The organism is Pseudomonas allii (assembly GCF_055380095.1).
Genome location: NZ_AP039450.1, coordinates 1,001,024 through 1,023,942 on the forward strand (window position 1 = coordinate 1,001,024; position 22,919 = coordinate 1,023,942).

At 60.3% G+C, this 22,919-nt stretch carries 30 protein-coding genes; 19 read left to right on the top strand and 11 right to left on the bottom strand.

All coding sequences use genetic code 11. The features are described 5' to 3' along the window. Nucleotides 1–163: 163 nt before the first annotated feature. From lptB to ACZ445_RS04470, 5 genes are read right to left on the bottom strand one after another with little or no spacing between them, the layout of a single operon-like run. Nucleotides 164–889 carry an LPS export ABC transporter ATP-binding protein gene (gene lptB, locus ACZ445_RS04450; protein ID WP_016974288.1) on the bottom strand — a complete coding sequence of 242 codons (726 nt, stop codon included), beginning with the start codon at nucleotides 887–889 and terminating at the stop codon, nucleotides 164–166. After that, nucleotides 889–1,422 (bottom strand): lipopolysaccharide transport periplasmic protein LptA, encoded by a 534-nt coding sequence (gene lptA / locus ACZ445_RS04455; RefSeq protein WP_032893554.1) that lies wholly within the window; start codon nucleotides 1,420–1,422, stop codon nucleotides 889–891. The genes lptB and lptA overlap by 1 nt, the downstream gene beginning before the upstream one ends. Continuing rightward, the gene (gene lptC, locus ACZ445_RS04460; RefSeq protein ID WP_058422989.1) at nucleotides 1,409–1,981 is read right to left on the bottom strand and encodes an LPS export ABC transporter periplasmic protein LptC; all 573 of its coding nucleotides are present in this window, start codon (nucleotides 1,979–1,981) and stop codon (nucleotides 1,409–1,411) included. Before lptC ends, lptA begins: the two co-directional genes overlap by 14 nt. An 8-nt stretch (nucleotides 1,982–1,989) precedes the next feature. Continuing rightward, on the bottom strand, nucleotides 1,990–2,514 hold the full coding sequence (locus ACZ445_RS04465) for a KdsC family phosphatase (RefSeq protein WP_058414321.1): 525 nt from the start codon (nucleotides 2,512–2,514) through the stop codon (nucleotides 1,990–1,992). Continuing rightward, nucleotides 2,515–3,489, bottom strand: coding sequence for a KpsF/GutQ family sugar-phosphate isomerase (locus ACZ445_RS04470; protein ID WP_058422988.1), 975 nt, complete (start codon nucleotides 3,487–3,489; stop codon nucleotides 2,515–2,517). A gap of 298 nt (nucleotides 3,490–3,787) precedes the next feature. On the opposite strand from ACZ445_RS04470, the gene ACZ445_RS04475 reads away from it, so the two are divergent. The 10 genes from ACZ445_RS04475 to hisC all read left to right on the top strand — a co-directional run bounded on the left by ACZ445_RS04475 (nucleotide 3,788) and on the right by hisC (nucleotide 12,102). Continuing rightward, complete coding sequence (locus ACZ445_RS04475; protein WP_003171811.1) at nucleotides 3,788–4,597, top strand: ATP-binding cassette domain-containing protein; 810 nt, start codon at nucleotides 3,788–3,790, stop codon at nucleotides 4,595–4,597. Continuing rightward, nucleotides 4,597–5,394 (top strand): lipid asymmetry maintenance ABC transporter permease subunit MlaE, encoded by a 798-nt coding sequence (mlaE, locus tag ACZ445_RS04480; protein ID WP_028618862.1) that lies wholly within the window; start codon nucleotides 4,597–4,599, stop codon nucleotides 5,392–5,394. Before ACZ445_RS04475 ends, mlaE begins: the two co-directional genes overlap by 1 nt. Then, entirely contained in the window at nucleotides 5,394–5,861 is a 468-nt protein-coding gene (gene mlaD, locus ACZ445_RS04485; protein ID WP_003171814.1) for an outer membrane lipid asymmetry maintenance protein MlaD, read from the top strand. The genes mlaE and mlaD overlap by 1 nt, the downstream gene beginning before the upstream one ends. 11 nt (nucleotides 5,862–5,872) lie before the next feature. Then, the gene (locus ACZ445_RS04490) at nucleotides 5,873–6,520 is read left to right on the top strand and encodes an MlaC/ttg2D family ABC transporter substrate-binding protein (protein ID WP_058422987.1); all 648 of its coding nucleotides are present in this window, start codon (nucleotides 5,873–5,875) and stop codon (nucleotides 6,518–6,520) included. Then, the gene (locus ACZ445_RS04495) at nucleotides 6,517–6,822 is read left to right on the top strand and encodes an STAS domain-containing protein (RefSeq protein WP_058422986.1); all 306 of its coding nucleotides are present in this window, start codon (nucleotides 6,517–6,519) and stop codon (nucleotides 6,820–6,822) included. The genes ACZ445_RS04490 and ACZ445_RS04495 overlap by 4 nt, the downstream gene beginning before the upstream one ends. A gap of 114 nt (nucleotides 6,823–6,936) precedes the next feature. Next, nucleotides 6,937–7,176, top strand: coding sequence for a BolA family protein (locus ACZ445_RS04500; RefSeq protein ID WP_003188597.1), 240 nt, complete (start codon nucleotides 6,937–6,939; stop codon nucleotides 7,174–7,176). Nucleotides 7,177–7,199: 23 nt separating this feature from the next. Next, entirely contained in the window at nucleotides 7,200–8,465 is a 1,266-nt protein-coding gene (gene murA / locus ACZ445_RS04505; protein ID WP_010213103.1) for a UDP-N-acetylglucosamine 1-carboxyvinyltransferase, read from the top strand. A gap of 245 nt (nucleotides 8,466–8,710) precedes the next feature. After that, nucleotides 8,711–9,346, top strand: a complete 636-nt coding sequence (gene hisG, locus ACZ445_RS04510) for an ATP phosphoribosyltransferase (RefSeq protein ID WP_010213102.1) — start codon at nucleotides 8,711–8,713, stop codon at nucleotides 9,344–9,346. Nucleotides 9,347–9,723: 377 nt separating this feature from the next. Next, the gene (gene hisD / locus ACZ445_RS04515) at nucleotides 9,724–11,046 is read left to right on the top strand and encodes a histidinol dehydrogenase (protein WP_464704810.1); all 1,323 of its coding nucleotides are present in this window, start codon (nucleotides 9,724–9,726) and stop codon (nucleotides 11,044–11,046) included. Between the two features lie 3 nt (nucleotides 11,047–11,049). Further along, nucleotides 11,050–12,102, top strand: a complete 1,053-nt coding sequence (hisC, locus tag ACZ445_RS04520) for a histidinol-phosphate transaminase (RefSeq protein WP_464708014.1) — start codon at nucleotides 11,050–11,052, stop codon at nucleotides 12,100–12,102. 126 nt (nucleotides 12,103–12,228) lie between these two features. On the opposite strand, the gene ACZ445_RS04525 is transcribed toward hisC, so the two are convergent. After that, complete coding sequence (locus tag ACZ445_RS04525) at nucleotides 12,229–13,503, bottom strand: uracil-xanthine permease family protein (protein WP_058422983.1); 1,275 nt, start codon at nucleotides 13,501–13,503, stop codon at nucleotides 12,229–12,231. A gap of 2 nt (nucleotides 13,504–13,505) precedes the next feature. Further along, the gene (gene upp / locus ACZ445_RS04530) at nucleotides 13,506–14,144 is read right to left on the bottom strand and encodes a uracil phosphoribosyltransferase (RefSeq protein WP_024073483.1); all 639 of its coding nucleotides are present in this window, start codon (nucleotides 14,142–14,144) and stop codon (nucleotides 13,506–13,508) included. Nucleotides 14,145–14,308: 164 nt separating this feature from the next. Between upp and ACZ445_RS04535 the strand changes: the two genes are divergently transcribed. The 4 genes from ACZ445_RS04535 to ACZ445_RS04550 all read left to right on the top strand — a co-directional run bounded on the left by ACZ445_RS04535 (nucleotide 14,309) and on the right by ACZ445_RS04550 (nucleotide 16,336). Further along, the gene (locus ACZ445_RS04535; RefSeq protein ID WP_058422982.1) at nucleotides 14,309–14,866 is read left to right on the top strand and encodes a hypoxanthine-guanine phosphoribosyltransferase; all 558 of its coding nucleotides are present in this window, start codon (nucleotides 14,309–14,311) and stop codon (nucleotides 14,864–14,866) included. Between the two features lie 3 nt (nucleotides 14,867–14,869). Then, on the top strand, nucleotides 14,870–15,337 hold the full coding sequence (locus tag ACZ445_RS04540) for a WbuC family cupin fold metalloprotein (RefSeq protein ID WP_058422981.1): 468 nt from the start codon (nucleotides 14,870–14,872) through the stop codon (nucleotides 15,335–15,337). Nucleotides 15,338–15,372: 35 nt separating this feature from the next. Further along, the gene (locus ACZ445_RS04545; RefSeq protein ID WP_058422980.1) at nucleotides 15,373–15,858 is read left to right on the top strand and encodes a hypothetical protein; all 486 of its coding nucleotides are present in this window, start codon (nucleotides 15,373–15,375) and stop codon (nucleotides 15,856–15,858) included. 190 nt (nucleotides 15,859–16,048) lie between these two features. Next, nucleotides 16,049–16,336, top strand: coding sequence for a PA4642 family protein (locus ACZ445_RS04550; RefSeq protein ID WP_016976601.1), 288 nt, complete (start codon nucleotides 16,049–16,051; stop codon nucleotides 16,334–16,336). Nucleotides 16,337–16,397: 61 nt separating this feature from the next. Here ACZ445_RS04550 and mqo read toward each other — a convergent pair whose 3' ends face one another. Then, nucleotides 16,398–17,906: a malate dehydrogenase (quinone) gene (gene mqo / locus ACZ445_RS04555; RefSeq protein ID WP_464708015.1), complete on the bottom strand. Its 1,509-nt coding sequence runs from the start codon at nucleotides 17,904–17,906 to the stop codon at nucleotides 16,398–16,400. A gap of 719 nt (nucleotides 17,907–18,625) precedes the next feature. Beyond that, nucleotides 18,626–18,859 (bottom strand): hypothetical protein, encoded by a 234-nt coding sequence (locus ACZ445_RS04560; protein WP_071491161.1) that lies wholly within the window; start codon nucleotides 18,857–18,859, stop codon nucleotides 18,626–18,628. 194 nt (nucleotides 18,860–19,053) lie between these two features. Here ACZ445_RS04560 and ACZ445_RS04565 point away from each other — a divergent pair, with 194 nt between their 5' ends. Then, entirely contained in the window at nucleotides 19,054–19,641 is a 588-nt protein-coding gene (locus ACZ445_RS04565) for a YajG family lipoprotein (protein ID WP_058422976.1), read from the top strand. Between the two features lie 57 nt (nucleotides 19,642–19,698). On the opposite strand, the gene ACZ445_RS04570 is transcribed toward ACZ445_RS04565, so the two are convergent. Then, nucleotides 19,699–19,908, bottom strand: coding sequence for a hypothetical protein (locus tag ACZ445_RS04570; RefSeq protein ID WP_058422975.1), 210 nt, complete (start codon nucleotides 19,906–19,908; stop codon nucleotides 19,699–19,701). A gap of 183 nt (nucleotides 19,909–20,091) precedes the next feature. Here ACZ445_RS04570 and ACZ445_RS04575 point away from each other — a divergent pair, with 183 nt between their 5' ends. Next, nucleotides 20,092–20,349: a hypothetical protein gene (locus ACZ445_RS04575; protein ID WP_058422974.1), complete on the top strand. Its 258-nt coding sequence runs from the start codon at nucleotides 20,092–20,094 to the stop codon at nucleotides 20,347–20,349. Nucleotides 20,350–20,471: 122 nt separating this feature from the next. On the opposite strand, the gene ACZ445_RS04580 is transcribed toward ACZ445_RS04575, so the two are convergent. Further along, nucleotides 20,472–21,635 carry a 1-acyl-sn-glycerol-3-phosphate acyltransferase gene (locus ACZ445_RS04580; RefSeq protein ID WP_464708016.1) on the bottom strand — a complete coding sequence of 388 codons (1,164 nt, stop codon included), beginning with the start codon at nucleotides 21,633–21,635 and terminating at the stop codon, nucleotides 20,472–20,474. A 132-nt stretch (nucleotides 21,636–21,767) separates the two neighbouring features. On the opposite strand from ACZ445_RS04580, the gene ACZ445_RS04585 reads away from it, so the two are divergent. Genes ACZ445_RS04585 through ACZ445_RS04595 form a run of 3 tightly spaced genes read left to right on the top strand, consistent with a single transcriptional unit; the run spans nucleotide 21,768 to nucleotide 22,879 of the window. Then, nucleotides 21,768–21,950, top strand: coding sequence for a CPXCG motif-containing cysteine-rich protein (locus ACZ445_RS04585; RefSeq protein WP_058422972.1), 183 nt, complete (start codon nucleotides 21,768–21,770; stop codon nucleotides 21,948–21,950). Nucleotides 21,951–21,961: 11 nt separating this feature from the next. Then, nucleotides 21,962–22,222, top strand: coding sequence for a putative signal transducing protein (locus tag ACZ445_RS04590; RefSeq protein ID WP_034095939.1), 261 nt, complete (start codon nucleotides 21,962–21,964; stop codon nucleotides 22,220–22,222). A gap of 36 nt (nucleotides 22,223–22,258) precedes the next feature. Further along, nucleotides 22,259–22,879 carry an SOS response-associated peptidase gene (locus tag ACZ445_RS04595; RefSeq protein WP_058422971.1) on the top strand — a complete coding sequence of 207 codons (621 nt, stop codon included), beginning with the start codon at nucleotides 22,259–22,261 and terminating at the stop codon, nucleotides 22,877–22,879. Nucleotides 22,880–22,919 lie beyond the last annotated feature (40 nt).

Consider the following 22,919-nt stretch of genomic DNA (forward strand, 5'->3'; position numbering starts at 1 on the left):
TCGCCGGCGCAATGCGCCATCCACGACAGGGCGCGTGAGCGCCAAACATAAGCAAATTATATGCCTGATGTCGGGTGCTTTGCCTAGAGCGCGGTAACAATAAAAATCCGGAGGTTTTCATTGACTCCCGCGCACCTTGGCGAACGCCGTGACACCACGGTGTTTACAGGCGGAACTCGTGACCCAGGTACACTTCCTTGACCAGTTCATTGGCCAGGATGGTAGCGGAATCACCTTCGGCAATCAGTTGGCCGTCATTGACGATATAGGCGGTTTCGCAGATATCGAGCGTCTCACGGACGTTGTGGTCGGTGATCAGCACGCCAATGCCCTTGGCCTTGAGGTGATGGATGATCTGCTTGATGTCGCCGACCGAGATCGGGTCGACGCCGGCAAACGGTTCGTCCAGCAGGATGAACTTGGGGGCAGTGGCCAGGGCGCGGGCGATTTCCACACGGCGACGCTCACCACCGGACAGACTCATGCCGAGGTTGTCGCGGATATGGTTGATATGGAACTCCTGCAACAGGCTTTCCAGCTCCTTGCGACGGCCGTCACGGTCGAGTTCCTTGCGGGTCTCGAGGATCGCCATGATGTTGTCCGACACCGACAGTTTGCGGAAGATCGACGCTTCCTGCGGGAGATAGCCGATACCGGCCCGTGCGCGGCCGTGCATTGGCTGGTGGCTCACGTCCAGGTCATCGATCAGGACACGGCCCTGATCCGCCTGGACCAGGCCGACGATCATGTAGAAGCAAGTGGTCTTGCCGGCGCCGTTGGGGCCGAGCAAGCCGACGATCTGGCCGCTGTCGATCGACAGGCTGACGTCGCGCACGACCTGACGGCTTTTATAGGCCTTGGCCAGATGCTGGGCTTTCAGGGTTGCCATTACTCGGCCTTCTTCTTCGGCTGGATAACCATGTCGATGCGTGGACGAGGCGCGGTGACCTTGTTGCCATTGGCACGACCGGCATTAGCGATCTGTTTCACGGTGTCATAGGTGATCTTCTCACCTTCCGTGGAGTTGCCATCGGGGCTGAGCACCTTGGCCTGGTCGATCAGTACAATGCGGTTCTGCTGGGCGTGGTACTGGATGGTCTTGCCGTAGCCCTTCATCGGGCCGGTGTCGGTCGCGGACTGCTTCTGTTCGAAGTAAGCCAGGTTGCCCACCGAGGTCACGACATCGATGTCGCCGGTTTTGGTGCGCGTTAGCGTCACGGTATTACCGGTGATTTTCATCGAGCCCTGCGTGATGATCACGCCGCCTGTGTAGGTTGCGACGCCTTGCTTGTCATCGAGCTGTGCATCGTCAGCCGAGATGTGGATCGGCTGCTGGCTATCGTTCGGCAGAGCCCAGGCGCTCACGCTTCCCAGTGCTGCGCCCAGGCCGAGCAAAATAGGGAGAGTTTTAACGAGCCTCATACTGTCCTCTTACGTTCGATAGCAGGTGTATCCTGCTTTCTTTCAAATACGCTTTCATTCCCTTGCCAGTCGATACACCGCCAGCGCCGTCGATTCTAACGTCTTGCTCGGTCTGCGCATATTGCTTCTGCGGGAATACAGTCATGCGACTGCTGGTAATCACGGTCTCACGGCTTTTATCGTCAGTGCGCGCAATGCGCACCGTGTCGATCAGTTCCACCTCGGTGCCGTCCGGGTTGACCTCGCCACGCTTGCTGGTGACGTGCCATGGGAACTCGGTACCGCGGTAAATGTTCATGTCCGGGTTGGTCAGCAGGGTGACCTCGGTGGCCTTCACATGCTCGACCTTGTCCGAGGTCATTTCGTATTGCACCTTGCCGTCAGGCAGGAACTGCACGCTCTTGGCATTGATGGCGTAATAGTCGATAGCGCCTTCGTCAACCTGCGCAGCAGGCTGGTCGAGAAAGCGCTCCGGGCTGATATTCCAGTAGCCCACCGCCAGGAACAGCGCGGCGATGACTCCGAATAACAGGAAGTTGCGAATCTTTTTGCTCAGCATAAAACGCTCTATAAGTAGGCGGCGTGTGCCGCTTCAAGGCTGCCCTGGGCACGCAGGATCAGCTCGCAGAACTCGCGGGCGGCACCTTCGCCACCGCGGGCGCTGGTGATGCCGTGGGCGTGTTCGCGAACAAACGCCGCCGCATTGGCGACGGCCATGCCCAGGCCTACTCGGCGAATCACCGGCAGGTCTGGCAAGTCATCACCCAAGTAGGCGACCTGCTCATAGCTTAGGTTGAGTTGGCCAAGAAGCTCGTCCAGAACCACCAGTTTATCCTCGCGGCCCTGATACAGGTGAGGAATCCCCAGGTTTTGTGCGCGACGTTCCACAACGGGCGTTTTTCGGCCGCTGATAATTGCCGTTTGCACACCCGCCGCCATCAGCATTTTGATGCCCTGGCCATCCAGCGTGTTGAATGTCTTGAATTCGCTGCCGTCTTCGAGGAAGTACAGGCGGCCGTCGGTCAGCACACCGTCAACGTCGAAAATCGCGAGTTTGATATTTTTGCCGCGTTGCAGCAGGTCGCTGGTCATCTACATCACTCCTGCACGCAGCAAGTCGTGCATGTTCAGGGCGCCAATCGGGCGGTCGTCGCCATCAACCACCACCAGCGCGCCGATCTTGTGGTCTTCCATGATTTTCAAGGCTTCGGCTGCCAGCATCTCTGGGCGTGCGGTCTTGCCGTGAGGTGTCATTACCGCGTCGATGGTGGCGGTGTGGATATCAATCGTGCGGTCCAGGGTGCGGCGCAGGTCGCCGTCGGTGAAGACCCCGGCCAGGCGGCCATCGGCCTCCAGGATCACCGTCATGCCCAGGCCCTTGCGGGTCATTTCCATCAGCGCATCCTTCAACAAGGTGCCGCGCTGGACATGGGGCAACTCCTCGCCGGAGTGCATGACGTTTTCCACTTTCAGCAGCAGGCGGCGGCCAAGGGCGCCACCCGGATGGGAAAACGCGAAGTCTTCAGCGGTAAACCCACGGGCTTCCAGCAATGCTACCGACAAGGCATCGCCCATGACCAGCGCCGCCGTGGTGGAGGAGGTCGGTGCCAGGTTCAGCGGGCAGGCCTCGTGGTCCACGTGGACGTTCAGGTTCACTTCTGCGGCCTTGGCCAGCGTCGACTCCGGGTTGCCGGTGATGCTGATCATCTGGATACCCAGGCGTTTGATCAGCGGCAGCAAGGTCACGATTTCGTTGGTCGTGCCGGAGTTGGACAGCGCAAGGATGATGTCATCCTTGGTGATCATGCCCATGTCGCCGTGGCTGGCTTCGGCCGGATGCACGAAAAACGCGGTGGTTCCGGTACTTGCCAGGGTGGCGGCGATCTTGTTGCCGACGTGGCCCGACTTGCCCATGCCGACCACCACAACGCGGCCCTTGCTGGCCAGAATCATCTCGCAGGCGCGTACGAAGTCCGCGTCAATATGGGCCAGCAAGCCTTCTACGGCTTCAAGCTCGAGGCGGATGGTGCGTTGTGCGGATTGAATAAGGTCGCTGGATTGGCTCATGTCTGAAATCGTATAGCCTGACGAAAAGTCGGCGATTATAGCGGTAATGATCGATTCCCTCACGCAAGTTCGTCAGGGTTTGTTCGCAATGTGCCTGAGATTCAACCCCAGCAACGATTTTTCCCTGTCCTCAATCTGAACAAGCGCTGTTCCGGCCTTGGGCGCCTTGTACCAGCAGTGATATAGTTCGCCGCCAGTTCGGTCCGCCCAGCCCACGTGGCCAACTATTGCGCAACGGTTGCAAACGTTTGTCGCAAGCGTGGTGTCTGAGTGAGAGGCTGCATCCCAAGGAGTTTAGATGAGTGCCGATAACGCCTACGCGGTCGAGCTGAAGGGACTGACCTTCAAGCGCGGGACGCGCAGCATCTTCAATAACGTCGATATCCGCATTCCGCGCGGCAAGGTCACGGGCATCATGGGGCCTTCCGGTTGCGGCAAGACTACCCTGTTGCGCCTGATGGGCATGCAATTGCGCCCCAGTGCGGGAGAGGTGTGGGTCAACGGCCAGAACCTGCCGACGCTGTCGCGCAGCGATCTGTTCGATGCACGCAAGCACATGGGTGTGCTGTTCCAGAGCGGTGCGCTGTTCACCGACCTTGATGTTTTCGAGAACGTGGCCTTTCCGCTGCGGGTGCATACCCAGCTGTCCGATGAGATGATTCGTGACATTGTGTTGCTGAAACTGCAGGCCGTAGGCCTTCGCGGCGCCATCGACCTGATGCCCGATGAATTGTCTGGTGGGATGAAGCGCCGTGTGGCGCTGGCGCGTGCCATCGCCCTCGACCCGCAGATTCTTATGTACGACGAGCCCTTCGTCGGCCAGGACCCCATCGCCATGGGCGTGCTGGTGCGTCTGATCCGCCTGCTCAACGATGCACTGGGCATCACCAGCATCGTGGTCTCCCACGATCTTGCAGAAACCGCGAGCATTGCCGATTACCTCTATGTAGTGGGCGATGGCCAGGTGCTTGGGCAGGGCACGCCCGAAGAGCTGATGAACGCCGACAACCCGCGCATTCGCCAATTCATGACCGGCGATCCTGATGGCCCGGTGCCTTTTCACTTTCCGGCAGCGGATTACCGCTCAGATCTTCTGGGGAAGCGCTGATGCGCAAGACATCTCTTATCGAGAAGGTTCGCCTTTTCGGTCGCTCGGGCATCGACATCGTCGAAGTGCTGGGTCGTTCGACGATTTTCCTGTTCCACGCCTTGCTCGGCCGCGGCGGTATTGGCGGCGGGTTCGGCCTGCTGGTCAAGCAGCTGCATTCGGTGGGCGTGATGTCCCTGGTGATCATCGTGGTCTCCGGGGTGTTCATCGGCATGGTGTTGGCGTTGCAGGGCTTCAATATTCTTTCCAGCTACGGTTCGGAGCAGGCAGTGGGGCAGATGGTCGCCCTGACGCTGTTGCGTGAACTGGGGCCGGTGGTGACCGCCTTGCTGTTCGCCGGGCGCGCGGGTTCCGCGTTGACCGCCGAAATCGGCAACATGAAGTCCACCGAGCAGCTGTCCAGCCTGGAAATGATCGGCGTGGACCCGCTCAAGTACATTGTTGCCCCGCGCCTGTGGGCCGGCTTCATTTCCCTTCCACTGCTGGCGATGATCTTCAGTGTGGTCGGGATCTGGGGCGGTTCGTGGGTGGCGGTGGACTGGCTGGGCGTCTACGACGGCTCCTACTGGGCCAACATGCAAAACAGCGTGACCTTCAGCGGTGACGTGCTCAACGGCATCATAAAGAGCATCGTCTTCGCCTTTGTGGTGACCTGGATCGCCGTATTCCAAGGCTACGACTGTGAGCCCACTTCAGAAGGGATCAGTCGCGCCACCACCAAGACCGTTGTGTACGCCTCGTTGGCGGTACTGGGCCTTGACTTCATTTTGACCGCCTTGATGTTTGGAGATTTCTGATGCAAAACCGCACTGTGGAAATCGGTGTCGGCCTTTTCTTGCTGGCTGGCATCCTGGCTTTACTCTTGTTGGCCCTGCGCGTCAGCGGCCTGTCGGCCAGCCCCACTGCCGACACTTATAAACTTTACGCGTACTTCGACAATATCGCCGGTTTGACTGTCAGAGCTAAAGTGACCATGGCCGGTGTGACCATCGGCAAGGTCACGGCAATCGATCTGGATCGCGACAGTTTCACCGGCCGAGTGACGATGCAGCTGGACAAGAAGGTAGATAATCTGCCGACTGACTCAACTGCATCTATCCTCACTGCGGGTCTGCTGGGCGAGAAATACATCGGTGTCAGCGTGGGTGGGGAAACAGCCCTGCTCAAGGATGGCTCGACAATCCACGACACACAGTCGTCGCTGGTACTTGAGGACCTGATCGGTAAATTCCTGCTTAATACGGTCAATAAAGACGCCAAATGAGGAATCTGTTCATGATCTCTACCTTGCGACGTGGCCTGCTGGTGCTGTTGGCAGCGCTGCCGCTGATGGCTAACGCGGCAGGTTCTGCGCACGATCTGGTGCAGGACACGACCAGCAAAATGCTGGCTGACCTGACTGCCAATAAAGAGCAGTACAAGCAAGATCCGAGTAAGTTTTACAACGCGCTCAACACCATTGTCGGCCCGGTGGTCGATGCTGAAGGCATCTCCCGCAGCATCATGACGGTCAAGTATTCGCGCAAGGCGACCCCTGCGCAGATGCAGACCTTCCAGGAAAACTTCAAGAAAGGCCTGTTCCAGTTCTACGGTAACGCGCTGCTCGAGTACAACAACCAGGGCATTACCGTTGCGCCTGCCGGTGATGAGTCGGGCGATCGCACCAGCGTCAACATGAGCGTCAAGGGTAATAACGGTGCCGTCTACCCTGTGCAGTACACGCTGGAGAAGGTCAATGGCGAGTGGAAGCTGCGCAACGTGATCATCAACGGCATCAACATCGGCAAGCTGTTCCGTGACCAGTTCGCTGATGCGATGCAGCGTAATGGCAACGACCTGGACAAAACCATCAACGGTTGGGCCGGTGAAGTCGCCAAAGCCAAGGAAACATCCGATAAAGAAGCCGGGAAGTCTGCGCAATGACCGAGTCGGCTGTTCGTCTTGGCGACGCCGGTGAGTTGTTCCTCAGCGGCGTGCTGGATTACCGCACCGGGCCTGAGCTGCGCAAGCAGGGCCAGGCGCTTATCAAGACCAGCACTGCGCCTGCGCTGGTGCTGGATTGTTCGGCCGTGACCAAGTCCAGCAGCGTCGGCTTGTCGCTGCTGCTGTGCTTCATGCGTGACGCCGAAGCGGCAAAAAAACCGGTCAGCATTCGGGCATTGCCCGAAGACATGCGCGAAATCGCCGAAGTTTCCGGCCTGACCGAGCTGCTGGCGCATCCTTAATACACATTATTAAAGAAGCCCCCCGTCAGAGTCCTGCTATGCGGGGTTCGCAGGCGCGGGGCTTTTTTGTATGATGTGCGACCCGCGCGCACTGGGCGCCGATAGAGGTTGAGCATGCAGGCCCTAGAAGTTAAGAGCTTTCTTGAAGGAAAGCTGCCGGAAACGACCGTTGAAGTTGAAGGCGAAGGCTGCAACTTCCAGCTGAACGTGATTAGCGATGAACTGGCGGCACTCAGCCCGGTCAAGCGTCAGCAGCAGATCTATGCCCATTTGAACCCGTGGATCACCGATGGCAGCATCCATGCGGTCACTATGAAATTTTTCAGCCGCGCGGCCTGGGCCGAGCGCACCTGAGCCCCCAAGGCGTCGAGATTCTTATGGATAAATTGATTATTACCGGCGGTGCCCGCCTTGATGGCGAGATTCGCATCTCCGGTGCAAAAAACTCCGCCTTGCCGATCCTGGCAGCGACCCTGCTGTGCGATGGCCCGGTTACCGTGGCCAACCTGCCGCACCTGCACGACATCACCACCATGATCGAACTGTTCGGTCGCATGGGTATCGAGCCGGTGATCGACGAGAAACTGGCCGTCGAAATCGACCCGCGCACCATCAAAACCCTGATCGCCCCGTACGAGCTGGTGAAAACCATGCGTGCGTCGATCCTGGTGCTCGGCCCGATGGTTGCCCGTTTCGGCGAAGCCGAAGTTGCCCTGCCTGGCGGTTGCGCCATTGGCTCGCGTCCGGTTGACCTGCACATCCGTGGCCTCGAAGCCATGGGCGCCGTTATCGACGTCGAAGGCGGCTACATCAAGGCCAAGGCGCCGGAAGGCGGCCTGCGTGGTGCCAACTTCTTCTTCGATACCGTCAGCGTGACCGGTACCGAGAACATCATGATGGCCGCTGCCCTGGCCAAAGGTCGCAGCGTCCTGCAAAACGCCGCGCGCGAACCGGAAGTGGTCGACCTGGCCAACTTCCTGAACGCCATGGGCGCGAAGGTTTCCGGTGCTGGCACCGACACCATCACCATCGATGGCGTAGAGCGTCTGCATACCGCCACCTACAAAGTCATGCCTGACCGCATCGAGACCGGCACCTACCTGGTTGCCGCTGCTGTCACCGGTGGCCGCGTCAAGGTCAAGGACACCGATCCGACCATCCTGGAAGCGGTCCTGGAAAAACTGCGCGAAGCCGGTGCGGAAATCACCACCGGTGAAGACTGGATCGAGTTGAACATGCACGGCAAGCGTCCCAAGGCCGTCAACGTGCGTACCGCTCCTTACCCGGCGTTCCCGACCGACATGCAGGCGCAGTTCATCTCCCTGAACGCGATTGCCGAAGGCACCGGTGCCGTGATCGAGACCATCTTCGAAAACCGCTTCATGCACGTGTACGAACTGCACCGCATGGGCGCGAAGATCCAGGTTGAAGGCAACACCGCCATTGTCACCGGCACCGAGAAACTCAAGGGCGCGCCAGTCATGGCCACCGACCTGCGGGCTTCGGCCAGCCTGGTGATCTCGGCGCTGATCGCCGAAGGCGACACCCTGATCGACCGCATCTACCACATAGACCGCGGTTACGAGTGCATCGAAGAAAAACTGCAGATGCTCGGCGCGAAAATCCGCCGCGTACCGGGCTAGTCCCTCTGCTACAAACGCTGTCACTGTAGTGGGCGGGCTTCTTGTGGTGAGCGGGCTTGCCCCGCGCTGGGCTGCGAAGCGGCCCTAACCGTCGGGAGCGCTGCGCACTCCAGCGCGGGGCAAGCCCGCTCACTACAGAGACTTGCTGTGAATTTGTTTCAAATCGAGGCTGTAACGGCCTCGATCTGTGTCCGGCGCCGTTTGCGACCGGACCGCAATAGCCTGATGAAGGATTGACGTTTCCCATGTTGACCATCGCACTGTCCAAGGGCCGCATCCTTGACGACACTTTGCCGCTTCTGGCTGAAGCGGGCATCGTGCCGACCGAGAATCCGGACAAGAGCCGCAAGCTGATCATCCCCACGACCCAGGACGACGTGCGCCTGTTGATCGTGCGGGCTACCGACGTGCCTACCTACGTTGAACATGGCGCGGCCGACCTCGGCGTCGCCGGTAAAGACGTGCTGATGGAATACGGTGGCCAGGGCCTGTACGAGCCGTTGGACCTGCGTATCGCCCTGTGCAAGTTGATGACCGCCGGCCGTGTCGGTGATGTGGAGCCGAAGGGCCGTCTGCGCGTTGCAACCAAGTTCGTCAACGTCGCCAAGCGTTACTACGCCGAGCAAGGCCGCCAGGTCGACATCATCAAGCTCTACGGCTCGATGGAGCTGGCGCCGCTGATCGGCCTGGCTGACAAGATCATCGACGTGGTCGACACCGGCAACACCCTGCGCGCCAACGGTCTTGAGCCGCAAGAATTCATTGCCGACATCAGCTCGCGCCTGATCGTCAACAAGGCATCGATGAAGATGCAGCACGCCCGTATCCAGGCGTTGATCGACACCCTGCGCAAGGCAGTGGAGTCGCGACACCGCGGTTGACCTACCCGCGCGGTCCCAAGTCGCGCCCGTCTATCCGCCTCATAGCCAGAATTCTCAGGTGCCCAAGCGGATCGACTGCTGGGAAGGTCCGCTGACGTTCAATAACGAAGCGCGCCTTACCTCAAAAGGCAACTTATGTTAGTAGAAGATTCTTTTTCAATAATTAGCGACGCGTAGCAGCCTGCCTTTTGAGATAAGGCCCTGCGGGTTGGCACTGTAGTTGCGCCATGCTGCGTTGCGGGACTTGCTAAGGAAACAACCCTTACCAGCGTCCCGCGCCTTGCCTGGCACAACCACAGTACCAACGCGCTTCGTTATTGAACGTCAGCGCACCTTCGGGCGCCTGAGTTTTTGCCAATTCTATTGAGGCCCTCGCTATGACCACGTCCACTGCAATTGCCCGACTCAACGCTGCCGACCCGGATTTCGCCCATCATCTGGATCATCTGCTGAGCTGGGAAAGCGTGTCCGACGATTCGGTCAACCAGCGGGTGCTCGACATCATCAAGGCCGTGCGTGAGCGCGGTGACGCGGCGCTGGTGGACTTCACCCGCCAGTTCGACGGTCTGGACGTCAAATCCATGGCCGACCTGATCCTGCCCCGCGAACGCCTGGAGCTGGCCCTGACGCGCATCACCGCGCCGCAACGCGAAGCCCTGGAAGTGGCGGCCGCGCGTGTGCGCAGCTACCACGAAAAACAGAAGCAGGACTCCTGGAGCTACACCGAGGCCGACGGCACCGTGCTGGGGCAGAAGGTCACGCCGCTGGACCGCGCCGGTTTGTACGTGCCGGGGGGCAAGGCTTCGTACCCTTCGTCCGTGCTGATGAACGCGATCCCGGCCAAAGTGGCGGGCGTGACCGAGGTAGTCATGGTGGTGCCGACGCCGCGTGGTGAAATCAACGAGCTGGTGCTGGCCGCTGCCTGTATTGCCGGGGTCGATCGCGTGTTCACCATCGGTGGTGCCCAAGCCGTTGCCGCCCTGGCCTATGGCACTGAAAGTGTACCGAAGGTCGACAAAGTGGTCGGCCCCGGCAACATCTACGTCGCCACTGCCAAGCGCCATGTGTTCGGGCAGGTCGGTATCGACATGATCGCCGGCCCTTCGGAAATCCTCGTGGTGTGCGACGGCCAGACCGACCCGGACTGGATCGCCATGGACCTGTTCTCCCAGGCCGAGCACGACGAAGACGCCCAGGCGATCCTGGTCAGCCCGGACGCCGAGTTCCTCGACAAAGTCGCCGCCAGCATCAATAAACTGCTGCCGACTATGGACCGCGCCGAGATCATCGAGAAGTCGATCAATGGCCGTGGTGCGTTGATCCTGGTGCGCGACATGGAGCAGGCTATCGAGGTGGCCAACCGCATCGCGCCGGAGCACCTGGAGTTGTCCGTGGCCGACCCACAAGCCTGGCTGCCATCGATTCGCCACGCCGGTGCGATCTTCATGGGGCGCCACACCAGTGAGGCCCTGGGCGACTATTGCGCAGGCCCGAACCACGTGCTGCCGACTTCCGGTACTGCGCGTTTCTCGTCGCCGCTGGGGGTGTATGACTTCCAGAAGCGCTCGTCGATCATTTTCTGCTCGCCGCAGGGCGCTTCCGATCTGGGAAAGACTGCCTCCGTGCTGGCCCGTGGTGAATCCCTGAGCGCGCATGCCCGCAGCGCCGAATACCGTATCCTTGAAGAGAAGGGGAACTGAGACATGAGCAAATTCTGGAGCCCTTTCGTCAAGGACCTCGTGCCTTACGTGCCCGGCGAGCAGCCAAAGCTGACCAAACTGGTCAAGCTCAACACCAACGAAAACCCCTACGGCCCATCGCCCAAAGCCTTGGCGGCGATGCAGGCCGAGTTGAACGACAATCTACGTTTGTACCCAGACCCCAACAGCGACCTGCTCAAGCAGGCTGTGGCCAAGTACTACGGAATCGACGCTGGCAAAGTGTTCCTCGGCAACGGTTCCGACGAAGTGCTGGCGCACATCTTCCACGGTTTGTTCCAGCACGACCTGCCGCTGCTGTTCCCGGACATCAGCTACAGCTTCTATCCGGTGTACTGCGGCCTTTATGGCATCAAGTGCGACCCAGTGCCGCTGGACGAGCAGTTCCAGATCCGCGTGGCGGATTACGCCAAACCCAACGGCGGGATCATTTTCCCCAACCCGAACGCGCCGACCGGTTGCTTGCTGGCGCTGAACGCGGTGGAGCAGATGCTCAAGGCCAGCCCGGATTCGGTGGTGGTGGTCGATGAAGCCTATATCGACTTCGGCGGTGAAACCGCGATCAGCCTGGTGGATCGCTACCCGAACCTGCTGGTGACCCAGACCCTGTCCAAATCGCGCTCACTGGCCGGTTTGCGTGTGGGCCTGGCCGTGGGGCACCCGGACCTGATCGAGGCGCTGGAGCGGGTCAAGAACAGCTTCAACTCCTACCCGCTGGATCGCCTGGCGATTGTCGGCGCGGCGGCGGCGTTCGAGGACCGTGAGTACTTCGAGAAGACTTGCCGGTTGGTGATCGACAGTCGCGACACGCTGGTTGCGCAACTGGAAGAGAAAGGCTTTGAAGTGCTGCCGTCGGCTGCCAACTTCATCTTTGCCCGTCACCCACGGCACGACGCTGCGGGCCTGGCGGCCAAGTTGCGTGAGCAGGGGGTGATTGTGCGGCACTTCAAGCAGGAGCGGATTGCCCAGTTCCTGCGGATCAGCATCGGCACGCCGGAGCAGAACCAGGCGTTGATCGATGGTCTAGGCCAGCTCTAACAAGCGCTGAAATCAAATGTGGGAGGGGGCTTGCCCCCGATTGCGGTGTATCAGCCAGCTAATGCGTTGACTGACACACTGCTATCGGGGGCAAGCCCCCTCCCACATTGGGTTCTACGGTGTGGGTTAGATCAACGGCTCGTCAGACTTCTTGTTCTTCCAGCCATCATTGCCCGGCAGCAGCAGGTTCAACCCAATCGCTACCACCGCACACAGGGCGATGCCCTTGAGGCCGAAGTCATCCGGGCCGGTGCCGGTACCGACCAGCACACCGCCAATCCCGAACACCAACGTCACCGACACAATCACCAGGTTGCGCGCTTCGCCCAGGTCGATTTTGTGGCGGATCAGCGTGTTCATCCCCACCGCGGCAATCGAGCCGAACAGCAGGCACAGAATCCCGCCCATCACCGGCACCGGAATGCTTTGCAACAACGCGCCGAACTTGCCGATGAACGCCAGGCTGATGGCAAACACCGCTGCCCAGGTCATGATCTTCGGGTTGTAGTTCTTGGTCAGCATCACCGCGCCGGTCACTTCGGCGTAGGTGGTGTTGGGTGGGCCGCCGAACAGGCCGGCAGCCGTGGTGGCAATACCGTCACCCAGCAGGGTGCGGTGCAGGCCGGGCTTCTTCAAGTAGTCGCGACCGGTCACGCTGCCCACCGCAATTACACCGCCGATATGTTCGATCGCCGGGGCCAGGGCCACCGGGACGATGAACAGGATCGCCTGCCAGTTGAACTCCGGCGCGGTGAAGTGGGGCAGGGCGAACCAGGGGGCCGCCGCAATCTTCGCCGTGTCGACCACACCAAAGTAGAACGACATGGCAAAACCCACCAGCACGCCGGAGATAATCGGCACCAGGCGGAAAATGCCCTTGCCGAACACCGCCACGATCAAGGTGGTCAGCAACGCCGGCATCGAGATCATCATCGCGGTCTGGTAATGAATCAGCTCAGCGCCATCACCGGCTTTACCCATCGCCATGTTCGCGGCAATCGGCGCCATGGCCAGGCCGATGGAAATAATCACCGGCCCGATCACCACGGGCGGCAGCAACCGGTCGATAAACCCGGTGCCTTTGATCTTCACCGCCAGGCCCAGGAAGGTGTACACGAAACCCGCCGCCATCACCCCGCCCATGGTCGCCGCGAGGCCGAACTGGCCCTTGGCGAGAATGATCGGGGTAATGAAGGCAAAGCTCGACGCCAGGAAGACCGGCACCTGCCGCCCTGTCACCACCTGGAACAGCAGCGTGCCCAGGCCCGCGGTGAACAGTGCGACGTTTGGATCAAGACCTGTGATCAGCGGCATCAACACCAGCGCGCCAAATGCTACGAAGAGCATTTGTGCGCCAGACAGGATCTGGCGCCAAAGCGGGTCGTTGAATTCATCCTGCATGCTCACGCGTCCTTCTGCTTGGTGCCGAAGATCTTGTCACCGGCATCGCCCAGGCCTGGGATGATGTAGCCGTGTTCGTTGAGGCGCTCGTCGATGGAGGCGGTGTAGATCTGCACGTCCGGGTGGGCTTTCTCGACGGCAGCGATGCCTTCGGGTGCAGCCACCAGCACCATGGCGCGGATGTCCTTGCAGCCGGCTTTTTTCAGCAGGTCGATGGTGGCAACCATGGAGCTGCCGGTGGCGAGCATCGGATCGATGATCATCGCCAGGCGCTCGTTGATTTCCGGGACGAGTTTTTCCAGGTAGGTGTGGGCCTGCAAGGTTTCTTCGTTGCGGGCCACGCCTACGGCGCTGACCTTGGCGCCCGGGATCAGGCTGAGCACGCCTTCGAGCATGCCGATACCGGCGCGCAGGATCGGCACCACGGTGATTTTCTTACCGGCGATTTTCTCGACCTGGACGGGACCGGCCCAACCAGGGATTTCGTAGCTCTCCAAGGGTAAATCCTTGGTCGCTTCGTAGGTGAGCAACGCTCCGACTTCCTGAGCGAGCTCACGGAAGTTCTTCGTGCTAATGTCGGCGCGGCGCATAAGGCCGAGCTTGTGTCGGATCAGCGGGTGGCGGATCTCGCGAGTGGGCATGGGAAAGGCTCCGGCGGCGGGCAAAAAAACCGGCCTAGATTAATCTATCCGAGGGTGTTGTCCTATAGACATCTAGTACGTTAGTCCATTAAGGCTTGCTCGGAGCGCACGAGAAGCGTACCTTCGCCCGCTTTTCTTGCCACAGCACCCCCTTGGAGAGCGCCATGTCCGCTGATCTCGAGCATATCCGTCAAATCATGCGCGAGGCTGACTGCCTGTACACCGAAGCGCAAGTCGAAGAAGCGATCGCCAAGGTCGGCGCACACATCAGCCGCGAAATGGCCGACACCAACCCGGTGGTCTTCTGCGTGATGAACGGTGGCCTGATCTTCGCCGGCAAATTGCTGACCCACCTGCAATTCCCGCTGGAGGCGTCCTATCTGCACGCCACCCGTTATCGCAACGAAACCAGCGGCGGCGACCTGTTCTGGAAGGCCAAGCCGGAAGTCTCGTTCATCGACCGCGACGTGCTGATCATCGATGACATCCTCGACGAAGGTCATACCCTGGGCGCGATCATCGACTTCTGCAAACATGCCGGCGCGCGCAAAGTGCACACCGCCGTGCTGATCGACAAGGACCACGACCGTAAGGCGCGTCCGGACCTGAAAGCCGATTACGTCGGCCTGCCGTGCATTGACCGCTACATCTTCGGTTACGGCATGGACTACAAAGGCTACTGGCGCAACGCCAATGGCATCTTCGCCGTCAAAGGGATGTAAGCCATGGCCCGCTTTCTTGATCAGACGCTGTTTGCCGAACTGGCCGAGAAAGCGGCCACCAACCCCCGTGGCCGGCACCACCATAACTTCCACCAGATGGAAGAACCCTGCCATCGCCTGGCGGTGGGCTTGCAACCTGGCACCTATGTACCGCCGCATCGGCACCTGAGCGCGGACAAGGCAGAAACCTTGCTGGTGCTGCAGGGCTGCTTGGGCTTGCTGGTCTTCAGCGAAACCGGTGAGGTCATTGCCAAGCGTGTCATGCAGGCTGGCGGTGAATGCGCCGGTGTCGATCTGCCGCCCGGTGTCTTCCATGGCCTGGTGGTGCTGGCGCCTGACACGGTGATGTTCGAGTGCAAGGCCGGGCCTTATCGTCCGGTGGGCGAGGGCGAACAGCCCGACTGGGCACCCCGCGAAGGCGAGGCCGGTGTGGCCGAGTACCAACGCTGGATGCTTGCCCAGTTCGATTGAGCTACAGTGCTGGGCCCACCTTGCCGGAGCGGCCCATGAGCCTGTTGATACGCACCTGCGCCGCCCTGGCGCTGACCCTCAGTTTGCCCCTGGCTGCCGCGCCTGCGCCGATGCACAGCCAATTCCTGCCTTCGGACGACCTGACTCTGCGCGCTGAAGCGCCGGACCAGCAGCAATTGCTGCAAGTCACCGAGTACGCGGTGGTGGTGGGGAACCAGCGCCAGTCCAGCCAACAACCCATCCCGGTGACTGCGCCGTTGATGATTCGCCTGAAGGGCAAGTCGCTGAACAAAGGCGCGACCATCGCCCAGGTGGTGCTCAATTTCGACGCCGAAAGCAAAAGCCTGAAAAAGCCGGCCTACGATGACAAGAGCAAGACTTTGACCTTGTCCTACCCGGTGGCCCAATACCGTGTGATTGTTGACCTGTTGCGCAATGACAAGGTGTATGTGCAGTTCCTCAGTTATGCCAATGGGCATATCTGGGCGGATTTGCACACTGGGGCGGTGCGTACCCAATAGCAAGAACACTGAAAAGCGAATGAGGGAGGGGGCTTGCTCCCGGTTACGGTGGGTCGGTCAACTAGATGTCGCCTGACACTCCGCCATCGGGGCAAGCCCCCTCCCACATTGAATCTCCAGCGCTTTCGAAGCCTGCGTCGCACAGGTAGACTTCAAACCCCGTGTAAATGTCTGCAGGCTGGAGTCGGTAATGCGTAAAGATAAGAAACAGGTGATTGGTGACGAGATCGGCGACGATCAGATCAAGTTGTTCCTGGACTTCGAGCCGGTCGACGCGACTTCCCCGTCCCTGCACAAACTGATCAAGGCCTACCGTGGCCTGCGTATCGACGATTTCGAGCGGTTCCTGGGCTTCTTCAAGGAAGCCGGCCTGGACCTCGACGGCAAGGATGAGCATGGCCAGACCTTCGTCGACCTGATCAAGGACCAGCGCAACGCGGACGAGTACATCGAACTGATCGAAAACGCTCGCGGCTGATTCCTAGACACAAAAAAACGCCCCGCTCCCAGGTTGAGAGCGGGGCGTTTTTCATGGCGCCTCAAGCGTAGCTTTCGGTCTCGGCGGCAGGTTCAACCAGTTCCAGGCTGATGTTGTTCTGCGCGTTGATCTTGCGATACAACTCGGCATCCGTTTCCAGGACCTTTTCACGGGCCGGGAAGATCTCGTGCAGTTTGGCAGCCCACTCACCGGCGGCTTTTTCCGGGAAGCACTTCTCGATCAGTTCCAGCATGATCGAAACGGTCACCGAAGCACCCGGAGACGCGCCCAGCAGTGCTGCGAGCGTGCCGTCTTTGGCCGCGACCAGCTCGGTGCCGAATTGCAGCACGCCGCCTTTTTTAGGGTCTTTCTTGATGATCTGCACCCGTTGGCCGGCCACTTCCAGGCGCCAGTCCTCGGCTTTCGCCTCAGGGTAGAAGCGGCGCAGGGATTCCAGGCGCTGCTCCATGGACTGCATCACTTCGCTGACCAGGTACTTGGTCAGGTCCATGTTGTCGCGGGCCACGGCCAGCATCGGGCCGATGTTGCCGGCGCGAACCGACAGCGGCAGGTCGAGGAACGAGCCATGCTTGAGGAACTTGGTGGTGAAGCCGGCGTAAGGCCCGAACAGCAGGGACTTCTTGCCATCGACCACGCGGGTGTCCAGGTGCGGCACGGACATCGGCGGCGAACCCACCGCGGCCTGGCTGTAGACCTTGGCCTGGTGGTGCTTGACCACTCCCGGGTTGTCGCAACGCAGCCACTGGCCGCTGACCGGGAAGCCACCAAAGCCTTTGCTTTCTTCGATGCCCGAGGCTTGCAGCAGCGGCAGCGCCGCGCCGCCGGCGCCGAGGAACACGAACTTGGCATCGACTTCACGGCTGTTGCCGCTGTTGACATCCTTGATGCTCACGGTCCAGCCCGCGCCGTTGCGCTTGAGGCCGGTAACGCGCTTGCTGTACTTGACCTGGGCGTCTGCCGAGCTGGTCAAGTGGCTGAGCAGTTGATTGGTCAGCGCGCCGAAGTTCACGTCCGTGCCGTTCATCACACGGGTGGCCGCGATCTTTTCGTCGAGTGGACGGCCCGGCATCATCAGCGGCATCCATTCGGCCATCTCACTGCGGTCTTCGGTGTAGTGCATGTCCGAAAACGCATGGTGCTGGCTGAGGCTTTCAAAGCGCTTCTTGAGGAAGGACACGCCTTTTTCGCCCTGCACGAAGCTCAGGTGCGGCACCGGGCTGATAAAGGACTTGGACGAGCCGAAGGTGCCCTTTTTGGTCAGGTACGCCCAGAACTGCTTCGACACCTCGAACTGGGTGTTGATGTGCACGGCTTTCTTGATGTCGATGGAGCCATCGGCGGCCTGCGGCGTGTAGTTCAGCTCACACAGCCCGGCGTGGCCGGTACCGGCGTTGTTCCACGGGTTGGAACTTTCCGCGGCACCCGAATCCATCAGCTCAACGACTTCCAGCTTCAGGCCGGGGTCGAGCTCTTTGAGCAGCACGGCCAGGGTGGCACTCATGATGCCGGCCCCTACCAGTACTACGTCGACTGCTTCGTTATGCGCCATTTAACGCGTCTCCAAAATCTGCAGCACCAAATTGACGGCATGGCTGCCAGGAGTGACGGGGCGGTTCACGTGTTGCCCCAGGTTACCCATGGCCAGGATCGCCATGTCCGATTCGCAATTCTTTGCATGTTCAGCGCACGCTTCCTGCCGGGCTAATCTGCCTATGAACGCATTCATGGGCGCCTGTGGCAATTCGACTTATGGTCAAAGCGTGCGATTCGTGCAACCAATCCGTAGCGGACAGGCTCAAGCTCCGGTTTTTAAGGCGTGCTCGGTCCTGTGTGGTTGGGCTGTTCCAGACGCTGATGGTGCTTGTACAAACGCCAAACTATTCATTTGCTCGCCACACTCTTGTGAAGTTGTGAAAACCCGTTTTTTCACGCTCTTTTGAAGACGTGAACCTCAAAAAAGGGCTGCCCCAGCCTGGCACCTGGCCCCTAGCCGACACGCGGCAAAACGGGCAAACAACTCAAGTGGCCGAGCGCAATGGCAGCTCTGGCAGATTCGGCAAAGGCGGGTGGTTTGCAAAGAAAACAGCAAGCGCGCCAGCTTCACTCGATCTGTGTGGGCGGCTCTCTGTGGGCGATTCTTGGAGCTAATGCCGAGGCATTAACGATGCTGCGAGGCCCGATCAGGAGACGTCCTTATAATCGGGGGGAGATTGTAGCGAAGAACGCCAGGGAAATGGGCGTGTTTTATGACTTTTATTAGGCGTTCGGTCAGGCGGCCAACGGTTGGTGACGCGACGGCTGCGCTGCACGTGGGCTGACACGGGCGCTGGCCGGCAGCGGGTGGTGCATCCAGCTCAGGCGGATTTCATCGATTTCCACCCAGCCGTCGCCTACAGGAGGCTGGCAGCACTCTTTGAAGGCCTGGCAACGGCCTTGCACATCGAGCAGGGCGAACTGGCGAAGGGCGGGTTTGCGCGTGAACAGTGACCAGAGAAATTGCATGGCGACAGACCTCTTGGGATTGGGGTCAAGCTTGCCTGTCGGGCATGACGGCTCTGTGTATCAGCCGTGACATATCAGTGACATCGAACCGCTACAGTCTGTGCAGGTCTCAGGTTGTAACTGGCGCTAGTTCCCGGCACTGGCGCACCGCTATACTGCCCGCCTGTCGGTACCCGATTTCTGGAGAGAAGAGCATGTTGCAACGCCTGTTGTTCGGTTTGATCACTGTGACCAGTTTGACCCTGGTTGGCTGCGCCAACAGCCCGCAACAACTGACCCCGGAACCAAAAATCACCACGCAGCTGGCTCCCGTGGGTCACGGCCAGCCGGTGTCGGTGCGTGTGGTGGATGGTCGTCCGTCGCCTACGCTCGGTTCGCGCGGCGGCCTGTATCCGGAAACCGCCCTGGTCTCGGTGAATGCGCAAGACGTACTGCCCAAGCTGCAGGCCCAGGCCGAAGCTGCCGTGCGCCTGCTGGGTTTCACCCCGAGCGCCAACGCGCCGGGCGCTCCGCAGTTGACGATCACCCTGGCCGAATTGAAGTACCAGTCGCCTAAAGACGGCCTGTACGTAACCGAAGCATCCATCGGCGCCACCTTCAAGTCCGACGTCACCGCTGGCACGCGTCGCTACAGCGGCCGCTACGGTGCGTCCCTGAACCAGCGCTTCGGCATGTCGCCGAACCAGGAAACCAACACCAAGCTGGTCAGCGACGTCCTGAGCGACGCCTTGACCCGTCTGTTCAAGGACCCAAGCATCGGTTCGTTGCTCAGCGCGCAATAACCGGTCCTCAAAAAAGCCGGGCTCATCACTGAGCCCGGCTTTTTTTCGTCTTCAGTTTCATGCAGCCGTGTCGATACAGAAATCCAGCAGGCTCACCCCGGTCAACAGGTCGGCCTCCGGCAGGTCGGCATGCTGGTGTCCGCCAAGGGCGCAATACACCAGCCAGTGGCGGTCCTGGACGTTGAAGGCCAGGCCGCCGATCAGCGCTTCCTGCTCATCGCTCTGGGCGATCAGATACAGCCGATCCTGGTTTTGTGCATGCAGCATGACAAGCTCCTAAAGCGTCGAAGGGCAACAGAGTGGCTTGTTAAGGTGACGTTCAGGTGACGTTGTAAATTACTGGATACATTAGCCGTCAATGGGGGAGGGAGCATTTCAGGCGCCGGAGGCCACTATCGTTCAGGTTTGTATCTGAACCGATACCAAAACACTGTTTTGCCGAGGTTTGCGATGGCGCTGCCCGCACTTTTGACCAATGTTGTCGCTTTGGCCGTGGCCTGTCCGGGTGCGGCGCTGCTGTTCATTACCCGCCTGCGCGAACAGCGCGCAATGGCTGACCTGACCGCGCAGAGCGAAGATCGCGCAATTGATCAGCCGATGTTGTTTCTGGATGTGCGCACCGAACGGGCGCATCGTCTGGCTTACCGCGTCGGTTTCGCCTGCCTGGGGTTGGCGCTGGCCATTTCCTGGCTCAGCACCCGCCTTTAAGAACACCACAAAACAAATGTGGGAGGGGGGCTTGCCCCCGATGACGGAGCTTCAGTCGACAGCTGATTGACTGATACACCGCTATCGGGGGCAAGCCCCCTCCCACATTTTTGAATCGGTGTTTAGAGGGGTATTCCAGCCTTGACCCGATACTGATTACGCACCGGCGTCGCATATTGCACCACCAGGAACGGCCGGTGCTCAGCCGGGCATTCGTTCAGGCGCCGCTCCCACTCCACCTTCGCCTTGGCCAGTTCATCGGCCGGGAACACTTCGGCCGCCGTCGGCACCTGCAATTGCGGGTCGGCGTCGCTCCACTGGGCGTAGGCCAGGTAATGCACCGGGAACAACCGATAGCCCCCCAGAATCTGCCGGTCCATTTCTGCGGCCAGCAACTTGGTGTCTTCGAAACGCTCGGTTATCGGCGGCGCGAAGTTAATGTGCACGCGCCCCTTGTAGCCGGTGATGCCCAGGGCAATGCTCACATCATCTTCGCCCTGCGCCTTGACGTAGGTGCCGGTGGTCGCGCGGATGTACAGCTCGCGGGCCTTGGCTGAATCACACGGGTCGTATTCGTAGCTGATGGACACCGGCGTCAGGTTCAGCGACTGGATCACCTCGGCAAACGGCTCGTCCTTGCGGCTGACATGGAACATCTTGAGGATCGCCGACTCGGTACGGTCATCTCCATCCTTGGCGCGTCCTTCGGCCTGGGCGATCCAGATCGACGCACCGTCGTTGCGGATCGAATGGTTGATGTAGGCCGACAGCAATTGATAGGCCGCCATCTTCTCTTTGCGCCCGGTGATCGAGCGGTGCACGATGAAACTCTTGTTCAGGCGCATCAGGTCGCTGACAAACGGCTTTTGCAGCAGGTTGTCGCCAATGGCGATGCGAGGTGTCGGCAGGCCGGCGTGGTACACCGCATAGTTGACGAAGGCCGGGTCCATCACGATATCGCGGTGGTTGGCCAGGAACAGGTAGGCGGTGCCGGACTTGAGCTGCTCGACCCCGGTGTAGGTCACGCCGTCGGTCGCCCGGTCAATGGTGTGGTCGACGTAGTACTCGACTTTGTCCTGCAGCGTGGCCACGGTGGTGACGCCGGCGAATTCACGGCGCAGTTTGCGGGCGATCATCGGCTTGAGCAGCCAGCCCAGGGCGCCGGCGAAGCGCGGGAAGCGGAAGTGGGTCAGGATGTCCAGAAAGGCCTTGTCACTGAACAGACGTGCCAGCACTGCCGGGACTTCGCTGTCGTTGTAAGGTCGGATGGTATCGAATTCGCCCATCATGCTCTCTTGTTAGAAACGGCTAGGGTAAGTAAAGGAAATACCAGGGTGCGGCCCGAGTAATGGGCTCGGCCAAAAATAGCCCTGTAAATAGACCGGCGATTATACGCACAAGTCACCTTGGAGGCTGCGATGCTGGAAAACGCGACGTACGATTGTCCTTATTGCGGTGAAGTGGTCGAGACAACGGTGGATTTGTCCGGGGGCGATCAGGTTTATATAGAGGACTGCCAGGTGTGCTGCCGACCGATCACTTTTGATCTGCAGGTGCATGGCGAAGAATGGATGCTTGAAACCCGTAGTGAAAACGAATAGCGGGGGCGCTGATGCAACGAATCTACGAACCGGAAAACCTGATGGAAGGCGAGTTGCTGCAACAGATGCTCGCCAGTGAAGGCATCGAGGCGCACCTGGTGGGGCGGCATTTGCTCGGTGGTACCGGCGAGTTGCCCATCTTCGGCCTGCTGGGGCTGGAGGTGGACAATGACCGCGCCCTCGACGCCCGCGAGTTGATTACCGCCTATATCGGCGCGCAACCGCTGCCGGGCGACGAACCCGACAGCTTTCCCGACGTGCTGGTCTGTTAGGCTGTCGGTCGGTTTACCCAAGAGTCGTGTTGCCCCATGTGTGGACGTTATGCCCTGTTTCGCTGGACCCCCGCTTTTGCTGCCCTGCCGGGCTTCCCGGCCGATCAGCAGGCCCAGTGGAACATCTCCCCGAATGATTCGGTGCTGATCCAGCGCGCCGCCGACGGCCAGCGCACCCTGGCCCGCGCTCGCTGGGGCCTCACACCGCCCTGGCTGACTGATCTTTCCCGCACTCCCGCCCACGCCCGTGCCGAAACCCTGGCCGAACAGCCGATGTTCCGCGAAGCATTCCGTCAGCGCCGCTGCCTGCTACCGGCCAATGGGTTCTACGAATGGCGCGGCACCCAGCGCAAGCGCCCGTACTGGCTGACACCGGGGGAGGGCTCCACGTTGTTTTTTGCCGCGATCTGGGAAGCCTACCCGGTGCAGGAACAGGTGTGGCTGAGCACGGCGGTGGTGACCCAGGCCGCGCAGGCCCAGCGTCGGCCACTTATTCTGGATGAGGCCGGGCAGGCAGCCTGGCTCGACCCCGAGACGCCGTTGCATGTGTTGCAAGGCCTGCTGGCCAGTGAGCCGAGCGCGTTGCGCGAGCGGGTCCTGGCCAGCATGGTCAATGATCCCAAGCTCAATGGGCCGGAGTGCCTGACCCCGGCTTGAATCTCTCTGTTGTCTGTTCCGGCCTCTTCGCGAGCAAGCC